The 18,267-nt window shown below is 71.0% G+C and carries 18 protein-coding genes; 8 read left to right on the top strand and 10 right to left on the bottom strand.

What is annotated here, in order from left to right:
- Window positions 1–113 precede the first annotated feature (113 nt).
- Together OG429_RS26150 and OG429_RS26145 are read left to right on the top strand one after the other, a co-directional pair.
- The gene (locus OG429_RS26150) at window positions 114–1,229 is read left to right on the top strand and encodes an ABC transporter ATP-binding protein (RefSeq protein WP_328927696.1); all 1,116 of its coding nucleotides are present in this window, start codon (window positions 114–116) and stop codon (window positions 1,227–1,229) included.
- Window positions 1,226–2,062, top strand: a complete 837-nt coding sequence (locus OG429_RS26145) for an ABC transporter permease (RefSeq protein WP_328927695.1) — start codon at window positions 1,226–1,228, stop codon at window positions 2,060–2,062. The genes OG429_RS26150 and OG429_RS26145 overlap by 4 nt, the downstream gene beginning before the upstream one ends.
- 8 nt (window positions 2,063–2,070) lie before the next feature.
- Here OG429_RS26145 and OG429_RS26140 read toward each other — a convergent pair whose 3' ends face one another.
- Window positions 2,071–2,397 (bottom strand): ATP/GTP-binding protein, encoded by a 327-nt coding sequence (locus OG429_RS26140; RefSeq protein WP_328927694.1) that lies wholly within the window; start codon window positions 2,395–2,397, stop codon window positions 2,071–2,073.
- 229 nt (window positions 2,398–2,626) lie between these two features.
- On the opposite strand from OG429_RS26140, the gene OG429_RS26135 reads away from it, so the two are divergent.
- The gene (locus OG429_RS26135; protein ID WP_328927693.1) at window positions 2,627–3,658 is read left to right on the top strand and encodes an LLM class flavin-dependent oxidoreductase; all 1,032 of its coding nucleotides are present in this window, start codon (window positions 2,627–2,629) and stop codon (window positions 3,656–3,658) included.
- Between the two features lie 15 nt (window positions 3,659–3,673).
- Here OG429_RS26135 and OG429_RS26130 read toward each other — a convergent pair whose 3' ends face one another.
- Window positions 3,674–4,066, bottom strand: a complete 393-nt coding sequence (locus tag OG429_RS26130) for an SCO5389 family protein (protein WP_030660337.1) — start codon at window positions 4,064–4,066, stop codon at window positions 3,674–3,676.
- 219 nt (window positions 4,067–4,285) lie between these two features.
- Here OG429_RS26130 and nucS point away from each other — a divergent pair, with 219 nt between their 5' ends.
- On the top strand, window positions 4,286–4,957 hold the full coding sequence (nucS, locus tag OG429_RS26125) for an endonuclease NucS (protein ID WP_328927692.1): 672 nt from the start codon (window positions 4,286–4,288) through the stop codon (window positions 4,955–4,957).
- Between the two features lie 55 nt (window positions 4,958–5,012).
- Here the strand turns inward: nucS and OG429_RS26120 are convergent, their stop codons facing one another.
- The 3 genes from OG429_RS26120 to OG429_RS26110 form a co-directional block, all read right to left on the bottom strand.
- Window positions 5,013–7,496: an ATP-binding protein gene (locus OG429_RS26120; protein WP_328927691.1), complete on the bottom strand. Its 2,484-nt coding sequence runs from the start codon at window positions 7,494–7,496 to the stop codon at window positions 5,013–5,015.
- A gap of 183 nt (window positions 7,497–7,679) precedes the next feature.
- Window positions 7,680–8,003 carry an STAS domain-containing protein gene (locus OG429_RS26115; protein ID WP_328927690.1) on the bottom strand — a complete coding sequence of 108 codons (324 nt, stop codon included), beginning with the start codon at window positions 8,001–8,003 and terminating at the stop codon, window positions 7,680–7,682.
- Between the two features lie 169 nt (window positions 8,004–8,172).
- Window positions 8,173–9,021, bottom strand: a complete 849-nt coding sequence (locus OG429_RS26110; protein ID WP_267032614.1) for a 3-hydroxyacyl-CoA dehydrogenase family protein — start codon at window positions 9,019–9,021, stop codon at window positions 8,173–8,175.
- A 447-nt stretch (window positions 9,022–9,468) separates the two neighbouring features.
- Here OG429_RS26110 and OG429_RS26105 point away from each other — a divergent pair, with 447 nt between their 5' ends.
- Complete coding sequence (locus OG429_RS26105) at window positions 9,469–10,041, top strand: cob(I)yrinic acid a,c-diamide adenosyltransferase (RefSeq protein ID WP_328927689.1); 573 nt, start codon at window positions 9,469–9,471, stop codon at window positions 10,039–10,041.
- Window positions 10,042–10,094: 53 nt separating this feature from the next.
- Here OG429_RS26105 and OG429_RS26100 read toward each other — a convergent pair whose 3' ends face one another.
- Entirely contained in the window at window positions 10,095–10,655 is a 561-nt protein-coding gene (locus OG429_RS26100; RefSeq protein ID WP_328927688.1) for a hypothetical protein, read from the bottom strand.
- Window positions 10,656–10,895: 240 nt separating this feature from the next.
- Here OG429_RS26100 and OG429_RS26095 point away from each other — a divergent pair, with 240 nt between their 5' ends.
- The 3 genes from OG429_RS26095 to OG429_RS26085 all read left to right on the top strand — a co-directional run bounded on the left by OG429_RS26095 (window position 10,896) and on the right by OG429_RS26085 (window position 14,677).
- Window positions 10,896–12,005, top strand: coding sequence for a sensor histidine kinase (locus OG429_RS26095; RefSeq protein WP_405681354.1), 1,110 nt, complete (start codon window positions 10,896–10,898; stop codon window positions 12,003–12,005).
- Window positions 12,002–12,655 (top strand): response regulator transcription factor, encoded by a 654-nt coding sequence (locus OG429_RS26090; RefSeq protein ID WP_328927687.1) that lies wholly within the window; start codon window positions 12,002–12,004, stop codon window positions 12,653–12,655. Before OG429_RS26095 ends, OG429_RS26090 begins: the two co-directional genes overlap by 4 nt.
- Window positions 12,656–12,778: 123 nt before the next feature.
- A complete protein-coding gene (locus OG429_RS26085; protein ID WP_328927686.1) occupies window positions 12,779–14,677 on the top strand; it encodes a glycoside hydrolase family 18 chitinase in 1,899 nt (632 codons plus the stop codon).
- A 62-nt stretch (window positions 14,678–14,739) separates the two neighbouring features.
- On the opposite strand, the gene OG429_RS26080 is transcribed toward OG429_RS26085, so the two are convergent.
- From OG429_RS26080 to OG429_RS26065, 4 genes are all read right to left on the bottom strand, one after another.
- Complete coding sequence (locus OG429_RS26080) at window positions 14,740–15,186, bottom strand: DUF2550 domain-containing protein (RefSeq protein WP_328927685.1); 447 nt, start codon at window positions 15,184–15,186, stop codon at window positions 14,740–14,742.
- Between the two features lie 190 nt (window positions 15,187–15,376).
- Window positions 15,377–15,748: a F0F1 ATP synthase subunit epsilon gene (locus tag OG429_RS26075; protein ID WP_328927684.1), complete on the bottom strand. Its 372-nt coding sequence runs from the start codon at window positions 15,746–15,748 to the stop codon at window positions 15,377–15,379.
- A 140-nt stretch (window positions 15,749–15,888) separates the two neighbouring features.
- Window positions 15,889–17,331, bottom strand: a complete 1,443-nt coding sequence (gene atpD, locus OG429_RS26070; protein ID WP_030708152.1) for a F0F1 ATP synthase subunit beta — start codon at window positions 17,329–17,331, stop codon at window positions 15,889–15,891.
- The gene (locus OG429_RS26065) at window positions 17,331–18,248 is read right to left on the bottom strand and encodes a F0F1 ATP synthase subunit gamma (protein WP_328927683.1); all 918 of its coding nucleotides are present in this window, start codon (window positions 18,246–18,248) and stop codon (window positions 17,331–17,333) included. Before OG429_RS26065 ends, atpD begins: the two co-directional genes overlap by 1 nt.
- Between the last annotated feature and the right edge of the window lie 19 nt (window positions 18,249–18,267).

The following is an 18,267-nucleotide window of genomic DNA, read 5'->3' as shown; positions in this document are numbered from 1 at the left end:
TCGGTCTCAGGGGCAGCTCAGGGATCCGGCCCGGGACGGAACCGTAGGAGACTGGATATCCTCTTAACCCTTACGCGGGCGAGAGTCGTCCCGGCCTGGTAAGGGGCAGCAAGATGATCGAGGCAGTCGGCCTGACCAAGCGCTACGGCGCCAAGACCGCCGTCGACCAGCTGTCCTTCCAGGTCAGGCCGGGTCATGTGACCGGTTTCCTGGGGCCCAACGGCTCCGGGAAATCCACCACCATGCGCATGATCGTCGGCCTCGACCGGCCCACTTCCGGCCATGTCACGATCAACGGCCTCCCCTTCCGGGAGCTGCCGAACGCCCAGCGGCACGTCGGGGCCCTGCTGGACGCCAAGGCCGTGCACGGGGGCCGCCGGGCCCGGACCCACCTGCTCTCGATCGCCCAGCTCTCCGGGATCCCGGAGAAGCGGGTGGACGAGGTACTGGCCGTGGTCGGCCTCCAGGACGCCGCCCGGCAGCGTACGAAGGGCTTCTCGCTCGGCATGGGCCAGCGGCTCGGCATCGCCACCGCCCTGCTCGGGGATCCCCAGGTGCTCCTCTTCGACGAGCCGGTCAACGGGCTGGACCCGGAGGGGATCCTCTGGGTCCGCAACCTCATGCGCCGGCTCGCCGCCGAGGGGCGCACCGTCCTCGTCTCCTCGCACCTGATGAGCGAGATGGCGCTGACCGCCGACCACCTGATCGTGATCGGCCGGGGACGGCTGCTGGCCGACATGGGCACCCAGGAGTTCATCGCGCACAACTCGGCCGGATTCGCTCGGGTACGCGCGGCCGACACTGATCCCGATGGCTGGGACACGCTGGGTACGGCCCTCACGAAGGCGGGCGGCCGGGTCCTCCAGGAGCCCGATGGAGCACTGCGCGTGACCGGGCTGGAGCTCCCCCGCATCTCGGACCTCGCGCACGAGGCGGGCGTACGGCTGTGGGAGCTCTCGCCGCACCGGGCCTCGCTGGAAGAGGCGTACATGCGGATGACCCAGTCGTCCCTGGAGTACACCTCCACCGAAGACCCGCGGGCCGAGCTGTGGGAGCCGGAGCCGCTGACCGTCCCGGCATGGGAGGACGAGGCGCCCGCACCGGAGATCCCGGGGACGGGCTTCTTCGCGCCCCCGCCGCCCGGAGCGGGCGGCCGGCCCTTCCTGATGCCGGAAAACCCGGGCCAGCTCGCCGAGGCCGCCCAGAACAACCCCGAGGAAGCCCGATGACCCCGCCGACGACCGCGGACCAGCCGAAGAGCTACAGCTCGCCGCTGCCGACACCGCGACCGCACCTGGGACACGCCATGGCCTCGGAGTGGACCAAGCTGGTCTCGGTCCGCTCCACGATGTGGACGCTCGGCTCGCTCGTGCTGACCGTCGTCGGCGTCGGGCTGCTCTTCGTCGTGCAGACGGGGGACCAGGACTACGCGGGCATCTCCTTCACCACGCCCGCTCTCTTCGGCCTGCTGATCGGGCAGCTCGCGGTGATGGTCCTCGGCGTCCTGACGATCACCTCGGAGCACGCCACCGGACTGGTGCGGACCACCTTCACCGCCTCCCCGGAGCGGCACCGCGTGCTCACCGCGAAGTACCTCGTCTTCGGCATGACGGCCTTCGTCGTCACCGCCGGGTCGGTCTTCCTCGTCGGGCTGGCCGGTGCACTCTTGCACAACGGCTCCGCCGCCGGACGGCACGGGGCCGCCGAGTGGTTCGGCGCGCTGGCGGGCGTCCTCTACGTCACACTGCTCGGCGTGCTCGCGCTCGCCGTCGGCGCGCTGGTGCGGCATTCCGCCGGGGCGATCGCGGTGATGCTCGGCGTCGTCACGCTGCCGCCGCTGACGGGCGGGATGCTCAGCGCCTGGGAGTCGTCCGCCGCCGTGGGACGGCTGATCCTCCAGTACAACGCGCCGGTGGCCCTGATGCAGCTGTTCGGCATGTCCGACACCGGCCCGGACATGGCTCCGGTGCCCGGCGGCCTCGCGCACATGATGCTGATCGTGCTCGTCGCGGGCGGCGCGGTGGCGGCCTCGTACGTGCTGGTCGGCCGCCGGGACGTGTGAACCGCCGCTCAGTACCTGGGCGCGTTGCGGGACCGCTGCACCTTCGAGGTGCGGCGGTCCTTCGCGTTCCAGCAGGCCTTGTGCCAGTGCCGGCGGTCGTCCACGCCGCCGTACTCCGGCCAGGCCACCAGGTGCGGGGTGCCGGAGGGGATCTCCTGGTCGCAGCCCGGGCAGCGGTAACGCTTGCCCGCGGCGCTCGCGCCCGCGACGTGCCGGACCTTCCAGTCCTCGCCCTGGTACTCCTCCGTGCGCTCCAGCCCGTAGCGGTCGAGGCCGGTGCTCGGGCGTTCGTCCGGAGTCTCGCCGCCCCTGGGGCGGTTGTGGCGCGGTGACACGTATACCTCACGGATGGGCGGACGGCAGTGACTTTCTCCCAGACTACGCGCAGCGAGGCCGGGTACCCGCAGGGTGGTTGCGGGAGCCCGGCCCCACGAAGAGGAATGGCCTGACAATCCCAATAACTTTCGTGTCAGCCCGTGCCTTTGGCACGTGTCAGACGTTGTTGCCATAGGAAGAACCGGTCAGCCTGGGGAGGCCGCGTCAGCCGCGAGGAGGATAAAGGCGATGCGCGTAGGAGCGTTTGTACTGGCTGCCCAGTTCCCGGGCCAGGGACAGGGCGAGGCACTGCACCGGGCGGTGCGCACGGCCGAGGTGGCCGAGGAGTCCGGGCTCGACTCGGTCTGGCTCGCCGAGCACCACTTCGTCCCGTACGGGGTCTGCCCCTCGGCGGTGACACTGGCGGCCCTGCTGCTGGGCCGGACCCGGAGGCTGCGGGTGGGCACGGCGGTCAGCGTGCTGCCGAGCACGCACCCGGTGGCCCTCGGCGAGCAGGCGGCGCTGCTGCACCTGACCTCGGGCGGGCGGTTCAGCCTCGGGGTGGGCCGCGGCGGGCCGTGGGTCGACCTGGAGGTCTTCGGGGGCGGCCTGGACCGTTACGAGAACGGCTTCCCGGAAGCCCTGGACCTGCTGCGGCGCTGGCTGACGGAGGCGCGGGTGGGGGCCGCCGGCGAGCGGTACGACTTCCGCGAGGTGGCCGTCGTACCGCGCCCGTCGGAGGCGCTGGACGTGGACGGGCCGGGCCCGGAGGTCATCGTGGCCTGCACCTCCCCCGCATCGGTGCGGCTGGCCGCGGAGCGGGGGCTGCCGATGCTGCTGGGCATGCACTGCGGGGACGAGGAGAAGGCCGAGATGGTCGCGCTGTGGCGGGCCGCGGCGCTGGCGGCGGGCCACTCCCGGGAGCACGTGGCGAGCGCGGGCCATGTCTCCGCAGGGGTCTGCCAGCTGGCGGACCGTACGGCGGACGCCCGCGAGTCGCTGCTGAAGGCGATGCCGGGCTGGCTCAGGCAGGGCCTGGACGCGCATGTGACGGTGGACGGCCGGGTGCGCGCGATGCGCGACCCGGTCGCGTACACGGAGCTGCTGTGCGACCTGCACCCGGTGGGCACACCGGCACTGGCGGCGGACCGGCTGGCGGCCACCGCCGAGCGGACCGGCATCACGCGCTTCGCCCTCCTGACGGAGGGCTCGGGCGATCTCGCCGCGACGGAGGAGAACGTACGGCGCCTCGGCACCGAAGTCCTGCCCCGTCTCGGCTGAGATCTGCTGTCGTTGCTAACAGTCCCGCAGTTCGGGTGACTGGTTGAGCAGCTGGCCGCGGATCGAGGTGAACTTGGCGAGCCGGTCGTCCACCGAGGGATCCAGCGGGAACACCGCTACCCGGTGGCAGTTCTGGAACGCCAGGCGCACTCCGAAGTGCCGCTGCAGCGCACCGCGTATCGCGTCACTCGCGAGAGCGCGCAGCAGCTGCCCGCGCGCCTGCTCGTCGGGCGGCGGCGTCTGGTTGTCGGCGAACTGTCCGCCGTCGACCTTCAGCTGGGCCACCAGCGAGCTGATCATCTCCCATGCGTAGGGCAGGGAGGTCCGGACGCAGTCGACGAAAGCGGCTTCGTCGACCTCGCCTCGCTCGGCCTGTTCGAGTAGGGCCGGTGAGACGTCGAGCGACATGGGTTCTCCTCTCGCGACTCCGGCGGACTGGTTGCCGGAGTCTTACGGGCAGGGAAGGAGGCCGCGACGCTGCGTACACGCTCGGCAACCTCCCGCTCACCACGGTAGGCGTCCCATGGGTGACGCACCAGGAGAATGCGCATACAACGCGCCATCGGCGAAGGGGGCTTTCAGGGGCGAATCGCGTGGAGCCCTTCTCGTCGAGTAGCGTTGCCGACCATGCGTCTCGTCATTGCCCGCTGCTCCGTCGACTACGCGGGCCGGCTCACCGCCCATCTGCCCTCGGCACCCCGTCTGATCCTCGTGAAGGCCGACGGCAGTGTCTCGATCCACGCGGACGACCGGGCGTACAAACCGCTCAACTGGATGTCGCCCCCGTGCACCCTCAAAGAGGGGAGCGGTGACGAGGCCGGTGTGTGGACCGTCGTCAACAAGGCTGGTGAGAAGCTCATCATCACCATGGAAGAAGTCCTGCACGACTCCTCCCACGAGCTCGGCATCGACCCCGGGCTGATCAAGGACGGCGTGGAAGCACACCTCCAGGAACTCCTCGCGGACCGCATCGAAACGCTGGGCGAGGGCTACACCCTGATCCGGCGCGAGTACATGACGGCGATCGGGCCCGTGGACATCCTGTGCCGGGACGCCTCCGGCGCGACGGTGGCCGTGGAGATCAAGCGGCGCGGCGAGATCGACGGCGTCGAGCAGCTGACCCGCTACCTGGAGCTGCTGAACCGCGACCCGCACCTGGCCCCGGTCCGGGGCGTCTTCGCGGCGCAGGAGATCAAGCCTCAGGCCAAGGTGCTGGCGACGGACCGCGGGATGGACTGCGTGGTCCTCGACTACGACGCGATGCGCGGCATCGAGGACGACAAGCTCCGGCTGTTCTGACCGTCCGCCCGTCCCGTCGCCACGGCTCCGTCCACGAGGACGGAGCCGTGGTCGTTCACCGGACGGTGCCCGGGCCCGGGCTGGTCGTGGTGCCCGTGGCGGTGGCCGTCCCCGTGGCCGTGGCCGTCGGCGACGGAACGACCGACGCCGAGGGCGTGTCGGACGGGGTCGGCGCGGCGGAGGTCGGCGGTACGGGGGCCGACGACGAGGCCGGGGGCTGCGGCCCGGTCGACTGCGGACGGCGCGACGGCGTGCGGGAGGGGGTCCGGCCCGGGGTCGGAGCACCGGCGGTCCCGCCCGGGGCGGTGGACTGCGCCGACGGTTCCACCACCGGGTCGGCTGGATCCGCTGGAGAATCGTTCCCGCTGATGCCCGGCTCCGACGGCTGAACCATCCGGGTCGGGCTGGTCGACACCGCCGGACCCTGCGCGGGCGGCTCGGAGTCCGAGGAGTCCGAGGAGGCCAGCGCGAGGCTCACCACCGTGCCCAGCACGACCACGGCCAGCGCCCCCGCCCCGGCCAGCAGCGCCCGGCGCCGACGGCCCGAGTCCGCGGCGGGTCCGGCCACGGGCGTGGGGGCGGGCGCGGGCTTCGGCGACAGCGGGAAGGCGTCCTCGAACACCTCCGACAGCGTCGTGGGCGGCTCCTGACGCCGGGTCACGGGCACCACCGGAGCCACCCGCGTCACCGCCTCCGAAGCCGCCGACGGGGCTCCGGCCGCAGCGCGCCCGGCCGTCGCGGAACCGGCCCCCGGCCGGGCTGCCGACCGGGCCACCGGCCCGGGAACCGTGAGGGCCTCCGATGCCCCCGAACCCCTGGTCAGAGCCGGCGCCGTGACGCCGGCGGCCGGCGAGTCGGCCTGCGGGACGGCTGGCGCCTCCAGCCGCAGCGGCGGCGACACCGTCACCTCCGCGGCCTCCCGGTCCACGACCAGTGCCAGCGCCCGTCGGCCCGCGACCGTGCCCCGCTTGTCGGCCAGCGCGCCGCGCAGCCCGATCGAGGTCTCCAGTTCGGCCCGCGCCCGGTCCAGGCGTCCCTCGCACAGCGCGAGCACACCGAGTTCGTGGTGGAAGTACGCCTGCTCGGCGACCTCTCCCGCCTTGCGCGCGGCCTCGGCGCCCGCGCGCAGCACCCGGTCCCAGGCCTCCCAGTGCAGCGAGGCGGCGAACGCCGGAGCCGCCGTGCGGGCCAGCAGTACGGCCGCCACCACGTCGGCACCGCCCAGCGCGGCGAGCACCGCGTCGGCCTCCGCCGCGACGCGCTGCGGGTTCACCGAGGCGTGACCGGTCCACCAGGCGTAGTGCCGGGCGGCCGTACGGGCCTCCTCGGCCGCGGTGTCCCCGTACCCGACCTCCTCCAGCTGCCGGGCGACCCCGGAGGCCAGCCGGTAGCGCGGGCCGACCTGGGTCAGCATGCCGCAGCCGAGCAGTTCCGCCACCGCGGAGTCTGCGTGGGTGTCCCCCACCAGCGCGGGCAGGTGTGCGTGGTGCGGCAGTTCACCGCCCAGCGCGCACGCGATCCGCAGGGCGGCGCGCGCCGACTCGCTGACCCGCGAGGCCAGCAGCTCCGCCGGGGCGGCGCCCTCGGCCAGCGTCGGCAGCGGCACCTCGACGGTGTCGCGCGGGCGCTCCTCGAAGACGCCCGGCTCCTCCTCGTCGTCCGCCTCGTCGGTGTGGTTGATCTCGTCCCGCTGCCGCAGCAGCGCGGCTGCCTGCACGAAGCGCAGGGGGAGCCCCTCGGAGGCGAACCGCAGGTCGGACGCCCAGGCGGTCTCCGCCTCCGTCAGCGGCCGGCCGACGCCCGCCTCCAGCAGTTCCAGGCATTCGTTCTTCCCGAGCCCGCCGAGGAAGACCTCTTCGATGTGCGAGTCGTCGGAGGGGGCCCGGGTGTCGGGGGTCGCGGCCAGCAGGTAGGCGCATTCGGGGGTGGCGCGCAGCAGCTCGTCGAGGGCGACCCCGCCCATCTCCAGGTCGTCGAGGAGGACGACGGCGCCGATGTCGCGTACGCGGGCGAGGATCTCGATCCGGTCGGGCCGCGTGTCCGAGGCCTCGTACACGGTCTCGTAGAGGGTGTGGAGCAGCTCGGCGGGCTGCTGGTGTCCGTAGCCGGAGAGCCGTACGACCCCGTCGGGGGCGAGGCCCGCGCACTGGGCCGCGACCTCGTCGAGCAGCGAGCTGCGGCCCGATCCGGCGGGCCCGGTGAGGCGTACGGACCGCCCCCGGCCCAGCAGCCGTACGAGCCGCTCCAGCTCCTCCTCGCGCGCCCGCGGGGGGCGGGCGGGTACCGGAGCCCCGGGCAGCGCGGGCGGCCGTGCGGCGGCGTCCCTGGCGGCGCGGGCGGCCGCGTCGCGCTTGGCGGGGCGGCCCGCCCGGGTGCCGGGCCGGAGCGGTTCGATCTCGCTGCCGTCGACCGGGTTGACGGTGAGGGTGAACTCCCCCGCGGTCAGGGTGACCACCCGGGCGGGCGCCACGGGCGCGGGCAGCGCCCCGGCGCCTCCGGACTGTTCCTCCGGTTCGGCCTGCCCCTGTATGTGGTCCATGACCAAGTCCCCCGATCGCGCCGTGCGCCTCGCCGTCGTACCGCCCGGCCTTCGCACACGCCGCTGCCGCTACTGGTCCGGTTTTCCGCCCGAACCCTAGACCGTGGCCGGTCCTGCGGGGAACCGCGGGGGTGCCATCACCACCGGACCGTTACGTTTCCGCAGGAAAACGGAACACTGTGTTCACGCCCTGGGCAGGGACTCCGCTTCCAACCCGCCCTCGATCGCGAGGATCCGGTGCAGGCGGGTCGCCACGAGCAGCCGCTGCATCTGCGGCGGCACCCCGCGCAGGACGAGGCGCCGTCCGGTCCGGCCGGCCCTGCGGTGCGCGCCCATGATGACGCCGAGGCCGGTCGCGTCCCAGGAGTCGAGCCCGGTGAGGTCGAGCACGAGGTCGCCGTGGCCGTCGTCGAGGGCGGAGTGGAGGACCGTACGGGCGTCCGCCGCGCTGCGCACGTCGAGGCGACCCCCGACAGCGAGTTCGGCGTGGTCGCCCCTGATGTGCATGTGTACTCCCGGCAGTACGCGTACGTATGGTCCGACTGGTCCGTGGTCGGCAACTCTCACTGCAACTGACTGCCTCGCGGGCAGGGAAGTTGCCGACCGTGAGCGAACCGATACCTAATTCACCCCGACGGGTGAAGGTATTCGAACGGTGGTGCTCGGCGGCCCGGCCTCAGTGCTTGTAGAAGCCCTGCCCGCTCTTGCGGCCGATGTCCCCGGCGTCCACCATCCGGCGCATCAGCTCCGGCGGCGCGAACTTCTCGTCCTGGGACTCGGTGTAGATGTTGCTGGTGGCGTGCAGCAGGATGTCGACGCCCGTCAGGTCCGCGGTGGCCAGCGGGCCCATCGCGTGCCCGAAGCCCAGCTTGCACGCGATGTCGATGTCCTCGGCGGAGGCCACGCCCGACTCGTACAGCTTGGCGGCCTCGACGACCAGCGCGGAGATCAGACGGGTGGTCACGAAGCCGGCGACGTCGCGGTTGACGACGATGCAGGTCTTGCCGACGGACTCGGCGAACGCCCGGGTGGTGGCGAGGGTTTCGTCGCTCGTCTTGTAGCCGCGGACGAGCTCGCAGAGCTGCATCATCGGGACGGGCGAGAAGAAGTGCGCGCCGACGACCCGCTCCGGGCGCTCCGTCGCGGCCGCGATCTTGGTGATCGGGATGGCGGAGGTGTTGGAGGCGAGGATGGTGTCCTCGCGCACGATCTTGTCGAGGGCGCGGAAGATCTCGTGCTTGATCTCGATCTTCTCGAAGACGGCCTCGACCACGATGTCGACGTCGGCGACCGCATCCAGGTCGGTGGTCGTCGTGATGCGCGCGAGGGCCGCCTCGGCGTCCTCGGCGGTCAGCTTGCCCTTGGAGACGAACTTGTCGTACGAGGCCTTGATCCCGTCGGTGCCACGCGTCAGCGCGGCGTCGGTGACATCGCGCAGCACGACGTCCCAGCCCGCCTGAGCGGAGACCTGAGCGATACCGGAACCCATCAGTCCGGCACCGATGACGGCAAGCTTCCCAGCCACTGCACACCCCACGTTCTTGATACGGCCCGGCCTCGAAACGGCCCGGACTCCTGGCCCCTCCGGCGGAGACTAGCGTCCGGGCGGTGCGGTGTGACCTCGAAGTAACACGCGTCACGTCTCAGATGACGGACATCACACCGGGACGGGTCAGTCGTCCGCCGGTCCCCCAACCGCTCCTCGATCGACCGCAGTCGCCCGACCTCGCGCGGCGCCGGCGGTCTGTTCGACCGTCAGGCGCGCGCGGTTCCCCCGCGTGACGCGAGCCGGGGAACCTCACCAGGACGTCGACCCGCCCGGCCGGTTCGGCTCACTGTCAGATTCCGAACATGTCGGTCAAACCGTCACCTCTTCACCCTCCTCTGCCCCTTTCGGGCTGCCCGCGGACGGTACCGGGCTCACAGACGGCTCCGCGTGCGATTCTCCGGCGGGCGTCACTACGCTGGCCGCATGGTGAACCTCACGCGCATCTACACCCGTACCGGCGACAAGGGCACGACCGCCCTGGGCGACATGAGCCGCACGGCCAAGACCGACCTGCGGATCTCCGCGTACGCCGACGCCAACGAGGCCAACGCGGCCATCGGGACGGCGATCGCCCTCGGAGGCCTGCCGCAGGACGTGGTGAAGGTCCTGGTCCGGGTGCAGAACGACCTGTTCGACGTCGGCGCGGACCTGTGCACCCCGGTGGTGGAGAACCCGCAGTACCCGCCGCTGCGGGTGGAGCAGTTCTACGTGGACAAGCTGGAGGCGGACTGCGACGCCTTCAACGAGCAGCTGGAGAAGCTGCGCAGCTTCATCCTCCCCGGCGGCACCCCGGGCGCGGCCCTGCTGCACCAGGCCTGCACCGTCGTCCGGCGCGCCGAGCGCTCGACGTGGGCGGCGCTGGAGGTGCACGGCGAGGTCATGAATCCGCTGACCGCCACCTACCTGAACCGCCTCTCCGACCTCCTGTTCATCCTGGCCCGTACGGCCAACAAGGAGGTCGGCGACGTGCTGTGGGTGCCGGGCGGCGACCGCTAAGCGGTCTCGGGGAAGTGGGGTGCGTTGGACGTGCCCCACTTCCCCGAGGCCGCTTAGACCCTCGGCTCCGCCGCGACGCCGCCCTGCGGGGCCTTCTTCGGCCAGATCGTGTACGCGACGGCGATCAGGCCGTGGATGACGACCGCCCGCAGGGCGCCGAACTGCCACGCCTTGAGCGAGCTGACGTCGCCCGCGTCGCCGACGTACCAGATCGCCACCTGGAGCAGGCCGAGCGCAACAGCGGCGGCGATGACGGTACGGACCCACAGCCGCCACTCGTGGACGGTCCTCGCCTTCCCGTACCCGGGTCCGGCCGGCTTGGGCCCTCCGGCCAGCCGGTGCGCGGCGTGGCCGTCCAGCCACTTGATCGTGTAGTGGCCGTAGGCGACGGTGTAGCCGATGTACAGCGCGGCGAGGCCGTGCTTCCAGTCCGGCTCGGCGCCGTTCTTGAGATCGACCGTGGTGACGACCAGCAGGATCAGCTCCATCAGCGGCTCGCACAGCAGGACTGCCGCGCCCACCCCGGGCATCTTCGCGAGGTAGCGCAGGGCCAGTCCGGCGGCCAGCAGCACCCAGAAGCCGACCTCACAGGCGATGATCAGCGCGACGATCACGGGACTCTCCGTTCCTCTCGGGTGGTGCGACGTACTCCCAGCCTCCCGTCCGGACCGGCCCGGTACGTCGTCGCCAGTGACGACGTGTGACTGCATCCTTCGATGTACCGACAACTCGGCCTCTCCGCCGAGGCCCGCGCCCCGCCCACCCTGTTGGATGGGACCGTGACCGAGAAGAGCCTGCGCCCCCACCGACACGACGTCCTCCTCGCCGTGGTCGGCGTGCTCGCCGGCCTGGCGATGTGGTCACTGGGCGTCTACAGCAGCGCCGGCCGGGACTTCCTGCCCGCCTGGGCCGCCCTGGTACCCCTGGTGATCCTCGGCGGGATGGAGCTGCTGCGCCGCTCCAGGCCGGCGGCGGCCCTGGCCGTCGGCACGCTCGGCGTGATCGCCAACGAGTTCACGGTCGGCAGCCTCGCGACCGTCCTGATCTTCACCGACCTGATGTACGCCGCCGTCGTCTACGGGAAACCCGTCACGGCCCGGCGGCTCCCGGTCAGCACCGGCCTGGTCACCGTGGCCGTCACCATCGCCGCCCTGGCGTGGCTGCGCACCCCCGAGGCGCTGCTGATCGGCGTGGTCACCGGCCTCGTCAGTTTCGGCCCGGCACTGACCGGCGCCACCCTGCGCAACCACCGGGAGGCCGCGGTGGCGGCCCGGCTGCGCGCCGAGCAGACCGCGCTGCTGGCCGAGATGGACCGTACGCAGGCGGTCGTCGCCGAGCGCGCCCGGATGGCGCGGGAGCTGCACGACATGGTGGCCAACCACCTCTCCGCCATCGCCATCCACTCCACCGCCGCGCTGTCCATCGACAAGGCCGAGACCAGCCGTGACGCCCTCGGGGTGATCCGGGAGAACAGCGTCCAGGGCCTGGCCGAGATGCGCCGGCTGATCGGGCTGCTGCGGGACGCCGGGGCGGAGCGCGAGCCGGTCGCCGTACCGACGCTGGACGGTCTGGACGCCCTGGTGGGGCAGGCCCGGACCAACGGCTCGGCGAGCGGGCTGGACTTCGTACTGCACGACGACCGGCCGCCCGGGGAGCCGACGGCGGCCCCGGTGGAGCTGGCCGCCTACCGGATCCTCCAGGAGTCGCTGACCAATGCCCTCAAGCACGCCTCCCCGGGCACGGTCACGGTCCGCGTGGCCCGCGCGGCCGGGATGCTGACCGTGACCGTGGACTCCCCGTACGGGGACCGGCCAGGTCCGCGCGCGCCCGGCTCCGGGGCCGGGCTGATCGGCATGCGGGAGCGGACGGAGCTGCTGGGCGGGGAGTTCACGGCCGGCCGGGCCGACGGGGTGTGGCGGGTACGGGCGACACTGCCCGCGGAAGAGAAGGCGGTGGAAGCATGACCATCAAGGTGGTGGTGGCGGAGGACCAGAGCGCGGTCCGGGCCGGGCTGGTGCTCATCCTGCGCAGCGCGGGCGGCATCGAGGTGGTGGGCGAGGCGGCCGACGGGGAGGAGGCCGTACGCCTCGCGCGCGAGCTGCGGCCGGATCTCGTCCTCATGGACGTGCAGATGCCGAAGCTCGACGGGGTGTCCGCGACCCGCGAGGTGGTCGCGGAGGGACTGGCCGATGTCCTGGTGCTGACCACCTTCGACCACGACGAGTACGTCTTCGGGGCGCTGCGGGCGGGGGCCGCGGGCTTCCTCCTGAAGAACGCGGAGGCCGCGGAGCTGATCGAGGCGGTACGGACCGTCGCGCGGGGGGAGGGACTGATCGCCCCGGCGGTGACCAGGCGGCTGATCTCCGAGTTCGCGGCGCCGCGTCCGGCGCGGGCGCCGGTGTCCCCGGAGGCGACGGCGGCCGTGGCCTCCTTGACCCGGCGGGAGCGGGAGGTGCTGAGCGCTCTGGGCGAGGGCCTGTCGAACGCGGAGATCGCCGAACGCCTGGAGATGGCGGAGTCGACGGCGAAGACGCACGTCAGCAGGCTGCTGGGGAAGCTGGAGCTGCGCAGTCGGCTCCAAGCGGCCGTCCTGGCACAGGAGTTGGGGATCTAGAACCCCGAATGCCGCACCGGTCTGGACCTCTTGACGGTTGGTCCAGACCTTTCTACCCTCACGAACACTGTGGTGAGCGTGCCATGACAAAGCGTGCTCACGGGCGGCGCAGGTCCCACCCCCATGTCGAAGTCGGCCCCACGACCGCGACGGACCTACGGAGGATCACCCTTGAGCACAGCATCCCCACCCCGCACCCGGCGCACCCGGTTCTTCACCCGGGTCGCGGCGATCGTCGCCGCGCTCGCCCTGCCCGTCACCGGGCTCGTCGTGCTGGCAGGACCCGCCCAGGCCGCCACCTCGGCGACCGCGACGTACACCAAGGTCTCCGACTGGGGCACCGGCTTCGAGGGCAAGTGGACGGTGAAGAACACCGGCACCACCACGATCACCTCGTGGACCGTCGAGTGGGACTACCCGGCCGGCACCGCCGTCACCTCCGCCTGGGACGCCACCGTCACCAGCTCCGGCACCCACTGGACCGGCAAGAACGTGGGCTGGAACGGCACCCTCGCACCCGGCGCGACCGCCAGTTTCGGATTCAACGGCACCGGCAGCGGCTCCCCCGGCGGCTGCAAGGTCAACGGCACCTCCTGTGACGGCACCCAGCCCGGCGACACTCCCCCCACCGCTCCCGGCACCCCCACCTCGAGCAACGTCGCCGACACCTCCCTGACCCTGAGCTGGTCCGCCGCCACCGACGACAAGGGCGTCAAGAACTACGACGTCTACCGCGGCTCCAGCAAGATCGCCACGGTCACCGGGACCACCTACGCGGACTCGGGCCTGACCAAGGGCACGACCTACTCGTACAGCGTCACCGCCCGCGACACCGTCGACCAGACCGGCCCCTCCTCCGGCTCCCTCTCGGTGACGACGACCGGCGGCGTCATTCCCCCGGACCCGGGCGGCAAGGTCAAACTCGGCTACTTCACCGAGTGGGGCGTCTACGGCCGCAACTACCACGTCAAGAACCTGGTGGCCTCCGGCTCCGCCGCGAAGATCACCCACATCAACTACGCGTTCGGCAACGTCCAGAACGGCCAGTGCACCATCGGTGACGCCTACGCCGACTACGACAAGGCCTACACCGCCGACCAGAGCGTCGACGGCGTCGCCGACACCTGGGACCAGCCGCTGCGCGGCAACTTCAACCAGCTGCGCAAGCTGAAGAAGCAGTACCCGAACATCAAGGTGCTGTGGTCCTTCGGCGGCTGGACCTGGTCCGGCGGCTTCGGCCAGGCCGCGGCGAACCCGGCCGCCTTCGCCCAGTCCTGCTACAGCCTGGTCGAGGACCCGCGCTGGGCCGACGTGTTCGACGGCATCGACATCGACTGGGAGTACCCGAACGCCTGCGGCCTGTCCTGTGACACCAGCGGCGCCGCCGCCCTGAAGAACCTGATGTCCGCGCTGCGCGCCAAGTTCGGCGGCTCCAGCCTGGTCACCGCGGCCATCTCCGCCGACGGCTCCAACGGCGGCAAGCTCGACCTCGCCGACTACGCGGGCGCCGCACAGTACGTCGACTTCTACAACGTGATGACCTACGACTTCTTCGGCGCGTGGGACGCCAAGGGCCCGACCGCCCCGCACTCCCCGCTCACCTCGTACACCGGCATCCCCATCGCCGGCTTCAACTCCGAGGCCGCGATCACCAAGCTCAAGGGCAAGGGCATCGCGGGCTCCAAGCTCAACCTCGGCATCGGCTTCTACGGCCGCGGCTGGACCGGCGTCACGCAGGCCGCCCCCGGCGGCACGGCGACCGGGCCCGCGCAGGGCACGTACGAGCAGGGCATCGAGGACTACAAGGTGCTCAAGGGCAGCTGCCCGGCCACCGGCACGGTCGCCGGCACGGCCTACGCCAAGTGCGGCAGCAACTGGTGGAGCTACGACACCCCCGCCACCATCGCCGGGAAGATGACCTGGGCCAAGAACCAAGGCCTCAAGGGAGCCTTCTTCTGGGAGTTCAGCGGCGACACCGCCAACGGTGAGCTCGCGAACGCGATCCACACCGGACTCCAGTAAAGACCGAAGCCGGGGAGACGGGTCCGCCCCCGTCTCCCCGGCTTCTTCACGTCAGTGAGGCCTCAGGCCACGTTCACCCGCTGGCCGGGCGGCGCCGCCTCCAGCCACGCGAGGAAACCGGTCAGCGCGTCCTCGCTCATCGCCAGCTCCAGGCGGGTCCCCCGGTGGAGGGCGCCGAGCACGACGGCGTCAGAGAGCAGGGCCAGCTCCTCCTCGCCCTCGGGGGCGCGGCGCGAGACGACCTCGATGGAGGAACGCTCCAGCAGCCGGCGCGGGCGGTGCGAGTAGCTGAATACGCGGAACCACTCGATCCGGTCGCCGCTGTAGCGCGCGACCCCGTACACCCAGCCCTTGCCCGAGGTGTCGGTCTCCTCGGGCACACCCCAGCGCATGCTGCAGTCGAAGGTGCCGCCGGAACGCTGGATGAGTCTGCGGCGCAGCCCGAAGACAAACAGCCCGATCACCACCAGGGCTACGACCAGGCCGCTCACAAGCAGAGCGAGGAGCATCTTCACCGACCTCCTCGCTCATCGAAATACCGCACACGACCGTGCCCATCAACGGACAAGTCCGAAGACGGACGTACATCGCCTCAGCCGCGACCCGGTCTGGAAAATTCCAGAACGGACCGCGGCTGAGGTCTGCTGTGTCCCGGAGGGTGACCCTCCGGTACTCAGCGGTTCAAACTCCGACGGGTGTTCAGCCCGTTACGGCGCGCAGCCGGACATCCGCGCGACGCTCGGCGGCGGCGTCCGCCTCCGCCTTCGCGCGCTCCAGTGCCCGCTCCGCACGCTGGACGTCAATCTCGTCCGCGAGCTCGGCGATCTCGGCCAGCAGGGACAGCTTGTTGTCCGCGAACGAGATGAAACCGCCGTGCACCGCCGCGACGACAGTGTCGCCCCCACTGGTGCGGATGGTCACAGGGCCCGATTCCAGCACACCGAGAAGCGGCTGGTGACCGGGCATGACGCCGATGTCGCCGGACGTGGTGCGGGCGACAACAAGGGTGGCCTCGCCGGACCAGACATTGCGGTCCGCCGCGACCAGCTCGACGTGCAGCTCAGCAGCCAAGGTGGCTCCTCGGGTCACCACCCGGCGGGTCAGCCGGGTGTTGGGTCAAATTCTAATGGGCGTGGGGAGAGGGACGGGACACACCCGCCCCTCTCCGTGAATCCTTCGAGCCGGAAGCGCTCCGCGAGGAGCGCGCCGGATCAGGAGACGCCCAGCTCCTTGGCGTTGGCCTTCAGGTCCTCGATGCCACCGCACAGGAAGAACGCCTGCTCGGGGAAGTGGTCGTAGTCACCGTCGCAGATCGCGTTGAACGCGGTGATCGACTCTTCGAGCGGAACGTCCGAACCGTCCACGCCGGTGAACTGCTTCGCCACGTGGGTGTTCTGCGACAGGAAGCGCTCGACGCGACGGGCACGGTGGACAACGAGCTTGTCCTCCTCGCCCAGCTCGTCGATACCGAGGATCGCGATGATGTCCTGGAGGTCCTTGTACTTCTGGAGGATCCCCTTGACACGCATCGCCGTGGCGTAGTGGTCCGCCGCGATGTACCGCGGGTCGAGGATGCGGGACGTCGAGTCCAGCGGGTCCACGGCCGGGTAGATGCCCTTCTCGGAGATCGGACGGGAGAGAACCGTCGTCGCGTCGAGGTGGGCGAAGGTGGTGGCCGGCGCCGGGTCGGTCAGGTCGTCCGCGGGGACGTAGATCGCCTGCATCGAGGTGATCGAGTGACCACGGGTCGAGGTGATGCGCTCCTGCAGCAGACCCATCTCGTCAGCCAGGTTCGGCTGGTAACCCACGGCGGACGGCATGCGGCCCAGAAGGGTCGACACCTCCGAACCGGCCTGGGTGTAACGGAAGATGTTGTCGATGAAGAAGAGCACGTCCTGCTTCTGCACATCGCGGAAGTACTCCGCCATGGTCAGACCGGCGAGCGCGACGCGAAGACGCGTGCCCGGGGGCTCGTCCATCTGGCCGAAGACGAGGGCCGTCTTGTCGATGACGCCCGAGTCGGCCATTTCCTCGATGAGGTCGTTGCCCTCACGGGTACGCTCACCGACGCCCGCGAAGACCGACACACCGTCGTGGTTGTTGGCGACGCGGTAGATCATTTCCTGGATCAGAACGGTCTTGCCGACACCGGCACCACCGAACAGACCGATCTTTCCACCCTTGACGTACGGGGTGAGAAGGTCGATGACCTTGACGCCGGTCTCGAACATCTCGGTCTTCGACTCGAGCTCGTCGAAGCGAGGGGCCTTGCGGTGGATCGGCCAGCGCTCGGTGACGTTGGCGTTCTCCTCCGGGTAGTTCAGCACCTCACCGAGGGTGTTGAACACCTTGCCCTTGGTGAAGTCGCCGACGGGGACGGTGATGCCCTCGCCCGTGTCGGTCACCGGGGCCTGGCGGACCAGACCGTCGGTCGGCTGCATCGAGATGGTACGGACGAGGCCGTCACCCAGGTGCTGCGCGACCTCAAGGGTCAGGGTCTTGAGCTTGCCGTCCTCGGCCGGGTCGGCGACCTGGACCTTGAGGGCGTTGTAGATCTCGGGCATGGCGTCGACGGGGAACTCCACGTCGACGACCGGGCCGATGACCCGGGCGACGCGGCCCGTGGCGGCGGCCGTCTCAACAGTGGTCGTCATTACTTGTCACTCCCCGCGGTCGCGTCAGCCATGGCGCTCGCGCCACCGACGATCTCGCTGATTTCCTGGGTGATTTCGGCCTGGCGGGCCGCGTTGGCAAGCCGGGAGAGGCTCTTGATGAGGTCTCCGGCGTTGTCGGTCGCCGACTTCATCGCGCGGCGGCGGGCGGCGTGCTCGGAAGCGGCCGACTGCAGCAGTGCGTTGTAGATGCGGCTCTCGACGTAGCGCGGCAGAAGGGCGTCGAGGACGTCCTCCGCCGACGGCTCGAAGTCGAACAGCGGAAGGATCTCGCCCTTCGCGCCGGTCTCCTCCTCTGCCTTGTCGAGGCTGAGCGGCAGCATCCGGCCGTCGACCGCGTTCTGCGTCATCATCGACACGAATTCCGTGAAGACGACGTGCAGCTCGTCGACGCCGCCGTCGGCCGTGTCCAGCTGGATGGCCTCGATCAGCGGTCCGGCGACGCGCTTGGCGTCGGCGTAGGCCGGGCTGTCGGTGAAGCCGGTCCACGAATCCGCGACCTTGCGCTCGCGGAACCCGAAGTAGGCGACACCCTTGCGGCCGACGATGTACGTGTCGACCTCCTTGCCCTCAGCGCGCAGCCGCTCGGTGAGCCGCTCCGCCTGCTTGATGGCGTTCGAGGAGTAGCCACCGGCCAGACCGCGGTCGCTCGTGATGAGCAGGATCGCGGCACGGGTCGGCTGCTCGACCTCGGTCGTCAGGGCGTGCTTGGTGTTCGAACCGGTCGCCACCGCGGTCACCGCACGGGTGAGCTCGGTCGCGTACGGCATCGACGCCGCCACCTTGCGCTGCGCCTTGACGATGCGCGAGGCGGCGATCATCTCCATCGCCTTGGTGATCTTCTTGGTCGCCGTGATGGCACGGATGCGACGCTTGTAGACCCGGAGCTGCGCTCCCATGAGTCAGGTCCCTTCCGTC

Source organism: Streptomyces sp. NBC_00190 (genome assembly GCF_036203305.1).
GTDB lineage: Bacteria > Actinomycetota > Actinomycetes > Streptomycetales > Streptomycetaceae > Streptomyces.
Note: the sequence above shows the minus strand (reverse complement) of the source record. Positions and strands in the feature narration are given on the sequence as shown.